Annotated in this window: 4 protein-coding genes and 3 pseudogenes; 3 read left to right on the forward strand and 4 right to left on the reverse strand. The window is 41.9% G+C overall.

The genetic code is table 11. From position 1 onward, the window contains the following. The first annotated feature begins 169 nt into the window (after positions 1-169). The gene (locus CXF72_RS00160; protein WP_101036033.1) at positions 170-838 is read left to right on the forward strand and encodes an HAD family hydrolase; all 669 of its coding nucleotides are present in this window, start codon (positions 170-172) and stop codon (positions 836-838) included. Here the strand turns inward: CXF72_RS00160 and CXF72_RS00165 are convergent. Next, positions 777-983: pseudogene (locus CXF72_RS00165) on the reverse strand (LysR substrate-binding domain-containing protein); the annotation flags it as partial. The gene CXF72_RS00160 and the pseudogene CXF72_RS00165 sit on opposite strands and share 62 nt — an antisense overlap. Here CXF72_RS00165 and CXF72_RS00170 point away from each other — a divergent pair. Both CXF72_RS00170 and fghA read left to right on the forward strand, forming a co-directional pair. Further along, a pseudogene (locus CXF72_RS00170) lies at positions 982-1,249 on the forward strand (hypothetical protein); the annotation flags it as partial. The pseudogenes CXF72_RS00165 and CXF72_RS00170 sit on opposite strands and share 2 nt — an antisense overlap. Positions 1,250-1,392: 143 nt before the next feature. Further along, a pseudogene (gene fghA / locus CXF72_RS00175) lies at positions 1,393-2,142 on the forward strand (S-formylglutathione hydrolase); the annotation flags it as partial. Between the two features lie 63 nt (positions 2,143-2,205). Here fghA and gloA2 read toward each other — a convergent pair. The 3 genes from gloA2 to CXF72_RS19955 all read right to left on the reverse strand — a co-directional run bounded on the left by gloA2 (position 2,206) and on the right by CXF72_RS19955 (position 3,356). Further along, a complete protein-coding gene (gloA2, locus tag CXF72_RS00180) occupies positions 2,206-2,589 on the reverse strand; it encodes an SMU1112c/YaeR family gloxylase I-like metalloprotein (RefSeq protein WP_101036034.1) in 384 nt (127 codons plus the stop codon). 24 nt (positions 2,590-2,613) lie between these two features. Further along, positions 2,614-3,141 (reverse strand): GNAT family N-acetyltransferase, encoded by a 528-nt coding sequence (locus tag CXF72_RS00185; RefSeq protein ID WP_101036035.1) that lies wholly within the window; start codon positions 3,139-3,141, stop codon positions 2,614-2,616. 92 nt (positions 3,142-3,233) lie between these two features. Next, on the reverse strand, positions 3,234-3,356 hold the full coding sequence (locus tag CXF72_RS19955; protein ID WP_269801132.1) for a hypothetical protein: 123 nt from the start codon (positions 3,354-3,356) through the stop codon (positions 3,234-3,236). Positions 3,357-3,522 lie beyond the last annotated feature (166 nt).

Raw genomic sequence — 3,522 nt, forward strand, 5'->3', positions numbered from 1 at the left:
GGATCTCAGCTAGACCCATCATCCATTCTTGATTGGGAACGATAATGCATGTCTGCATTGTTGTTCCTATTATTCAAACGAATCACTCGCCAGAAAAAGATGAACTATCGGCTGCAATCTTGGTATTGTCCTTCCTGCGACTCAAACTAATCAATGACCAGGAAAAAAAATGAACTATCAAGCAGCAGTATTTGATATGGACGGTTTGTTATTGGATACCGAAAGAGTATGCCAGCAGGCATTCCAGGATGCCTGTCGACACTTGTCTTTGCCCATATTAAATGAGACCTATTTAAAAATAATCGGCACTAACGCCTTAAGCATCAAAAATATAATTACAGCGGGTTACGGCCCTGAACTTGATTATGAGCGTTTGCGGATTGAATGGATGAAACGCTACCACGCAGTGGTTAATTTCCAGGCAATTCCCGTTAAGGAGGGTGTAATAGCTTTACTCGACTGGTTATGGGAGCAGTCAATTCCAATGGCGGTGGCCACTTCAAGCGAAAAAGAAGTCGCCTTAACTAAGTTAAAATTATCCGGGTTAGCGGGATATTTTCAACAGTTAAGCACCGGATGTGAAGTCACTCACAGTAAACCTCACCCAGAAATATTTCTACTGGCAGCGCAACGCTTAAATACCGATCCAACGGCTTGTTTGGCTTTTGAAGACTCAAATCATGGCGTTCGTGCGGCAGTCTCCGCCGGCATGCAGGTTTTTCAGGTGCCGGATCTGGTTACTCCCTGCGCAGAAACACTCGCTTTGGGGCATCAAGTTAAGCCTTCATTAAGTGATGTTTTGTCCCGTCTGAAAAATGCTCAGCAAGAAAATCAATGAGCAAACGAATTTTTGGGGATAAATAACGATTTTGGGGATAAACCGCCCATATCCCCTCTTCAGCAACCCGGACATTGTTTAATAACGAAATTAATCTGCCTGCGCTGATCTGCTCCTGCAGATAATAATCAGGCAACTGAATAATCATCGCCATCGATATCAATGAAAGTAAATTTGAGCTTGCCAAGAAACTGGGGCTACGGATTGTATTAATCCGAAAAATTTCGATAAAGCCATTCAAGATGTGATTGTTGAAATGACCGATGGCGGTGTTGAAGGCCGTTCTGAATTACCCGACTATGTTGAACGCTATTTACAGGGGGACACTATGGCACTAGAAGAGGTTAATGAAGCCTTTGAGCTGATGCATAGGGTGAAAGTATTCGCACAGTTATTCACTTTGATAAATAACCTCAACTCGGGATAAGCAAAACGATACAATATGATATTTAAAAATATTACGCTTTCATTATCCCGAGTGAGGTTAAATAATTCCCCTAATATCAACCCTTTCTAAATCTGCAGAAACGGTTGTCTAACAAGCTGGAAAACTCATGAGCATAGAGAATATCACTACCAATAAGGTCTTTGATGGCTAGCATAAACAATATGAGCATCATCCAAGACACTTAATTGTAAAATGCATTTTGCGATTTATTTACCACCGCAAGCCGCTAATGGCAAAAAGTACCAGTAATGTACTGGTTATCGGGCTTAACCTGCACCGATCAAAATTTCATGCAAAAAGTAGGTGCTCTAAAGCTGGCGGCTAAATTGGGGATTGCTATTGTGACCCCAGATACCAGTCCACGCGGAGAAGGTGTCGCGAATGATCCCAAACAAGCTTACGATCTGGGTTTAGGGGCAGGTTTTTATGTTAATGCCACTCAGGCGCGGTGGAACAAACATTACCAAATGTATGATTATGTGGTGAATGAGTTACCCGAAATTATCGAAAATCATTTTCCAATCAATAAACAGCGGGTTATTAGCGGTCATTAGATGGGTGGACATGACGCATTGATGATTGCACGGCGTAATCCTACTCTCTATCAATCGGCGACTGCCTTTAGTCCGGTTAGTAACCCGGTCAACTGCCCCCGGGGGAAAAAAGCATTCATTGCGTATCTTGGTGCCGATTCAAAACAATGGTTACAATACGACACCAGTGAATTAATGACGGTAGCGCAGCAAAAAAAACCTATCTTGGTTGATCAGGGTGACAAGGATCATTTTTAGACGTGCAGCTGAAACCAAATAGTTTAAAGACCGCCGCCAGCGCTAATAATTATCCGCTTAATTTAAGATAAAATAGCGCGAACATTTTTCACCCGTTATAGGCCCGACTGATAGATAAAATTGCCCCCTTATAACTCGCATATTTCCAAGGGGAGATTATCGGGATCGGTGAAGAAGGTATATTTTTTACCCGTATAGGGATCAATACGCACAGGCTCAACAGCAACGGCAAATGACTGCAAATGCTTACAAGTCAGATCTATTGATTCCACACTAAAGGCAAGATGCCTTAATCCTAACGCTTCAGGATAACCGGCTCGGGGTGCAAAATCCGGAAAAGAAAATAACTCCACCTGCGTCCCGTCGGGTAACTGCAAATCAAGCTTATAGGAATCACGCTCTTCTCTGTAATTCTCATCAATAATCTTTAATCCGAGAACGACAGTATAGAAATATTTCGATTTTTCATAATCAGAGCAGATAATCGCCGTATGGTGTGTTCCTTTTAACATTTTTGATTCCTTTATTTTTTCAATTTATTGACTATCGATAGCCGAACTACTTGAGAATCCATCATCGGTAGTTTGGCTATAGAGCCGAAAACCGCGGGCTTGATAGTTGGCCAATGCGCTCGGATGATCAAGTGAGCAAGTATGCAGCCAAACACGTTTAGCATGGCATAACTGCCAGGCGTGTTTAACGGCTGTTGATAATAGATAACCGCCAAAACCTTGACCGATAAACTTGGGTGCCAACCCGAAATATAGGATCTCAACATCACCGCTCGGTGCAATTTCAAGTTCAAAATAACCCGCAATTGCCCCCTTATAATAAGCAACCCAGGTTCTGAGTTGCTGCCGTTCGACATGGGCTTGCCATTGCATCGGGGAATCCTTGAGTTTATCAACCCATTGCCAACTTTCACCGATCAAACTATAGAGGTATTTGTTGAAACGAAACTCTTTAATTTCGGCCTCAATAATCATTAAACCTTCAACATGCGGTTTTTCAAGCAGCTGTTCAGGAGCGTTCATTTCTAAATAAAAGAGGGTTAGATCAGACAAGGGCAATCATTCCTGTTGCTAATATTGCAGTGGTCAACTTAAGTTAACTTAAGTTGAGTGAAACACAAATTATGTGCTTATTTATTCGATCTTTATTTTTCAGTTTGTGTCAAGTCATTCGCGGGTGACTCAACAGGATCACTGCAGCAACTGCCGAAATGTACCTTCTCGAGCCAGGCATTTAACTCTTCCTCGGTCGGTTTTTCATTTTCCATTTAACACTCTCCCCTTTAAATTTTATATGAGCAATTTAGATTAACAATGACATGCCAACGCATTTAACACCAGCCGTCAGGGTGTTCTCAGATTTTCATCTATTGATCACCCTTAATGGCTTAAACTTTGCTATCTTGAGCTACAAGCCAATACTCTGCAAAATAT

Source organism: Psychromonas sp. MB-3u-54 (genome assembly GCF_002836415.1).
In the GTDB taxonomy this organism is placed as follows: Bacteria; Pseudomonadota; Gammaproteobacteria; order Enterobacterales; family Psychromonadaceae; genus Psychromonas.